Source organism: Agrobacterium sp. CCNWLW32, assembly GCF_037083425.1.
Classification (GTDB): Bacteria; Pseudomonadota; Alphaproteobacteria; order Rhizobiales; family Rhizobiaceae; genus Agrobacterium; species Agrobacterium radiobacter.
In genome coordinates this window covers 1-681 of sequence record NZ_JBAOJM010000043.1, presented here as the reverse complement: position 1 = coordinate 681, position 681 = coordinate 1, and the positions used below count along the sequence as shown (strand labels likewise).

Below are 681 nucleotides of genomic sequence, written 5' to 3'. Positions count from 1 at the left end.
GGGCCTGTCGCAAATTTTCGGGCTTAACGGTATATTGACCATAGGCATGAAATTTGCCGCTCCGAAAATTGGAGCGAGCCATGATTCTGAATACCATTGCCGAGAAGCTGAAGCGCCAGTCGAAGGTTGATTTCAAAGGCAGGCATTTCGAGGCATGGCTGATTGTACAGGCGGTTGCCTGGTACCTGCGCTACCCGCTCAGCTATCGGGACTTGGAAGAGATGTTTCGGGAGCGGGGCTTCGAGGTCGATCATAGCACGGTCAACCGCTGGGTATTGGCTTATGCGCCGATGATCGAGAAACGGCTTCGGCAGTTTCGGCGACCCCACTGCCGCTCGGTCCGGATCGATGAGACCTACATCAAGATCCGCGGTAAATGGCGCTATCTGTACCGAGCCATCGACAAGCAAGGAAACCCGGTCGATTTCCTGCTGTCGGCAAAGCGTGATCTTGATGCGGCCAAGCGGTTCTTCCGCAAGATGCTTAAAGATGAACCCTTGTTGTCGCCGAACAGGATTGGGACGGACGGGGCCAACACCTTCCCGTCAACGATCAAAACGTCGGTTGATGATGGGCTTCTACATCCCGATCCCGTCCACTATGTCACCAAACACCTCCAGCAAGGCATCGAAAGTGACCATTTCCGGGTAAAGAAGAACATGCCAAAGATCGGTGGCTTCC

At 54.2% G+C, this 681-nt stretch carries 1 protein-coding gene; it reads left to right on the top strand.

What is annotated here, in order from left to right; translation table 11 throughout:
- Positions 1–80: 80 nt before the first annotated feature.
- Positions 81–681 (top strand): IS6 family transposase (locus V6R85_RS26025; protein ID WP_336377360.1); only part of this gene is annotated, 601 nt, incomplete at its 3' end.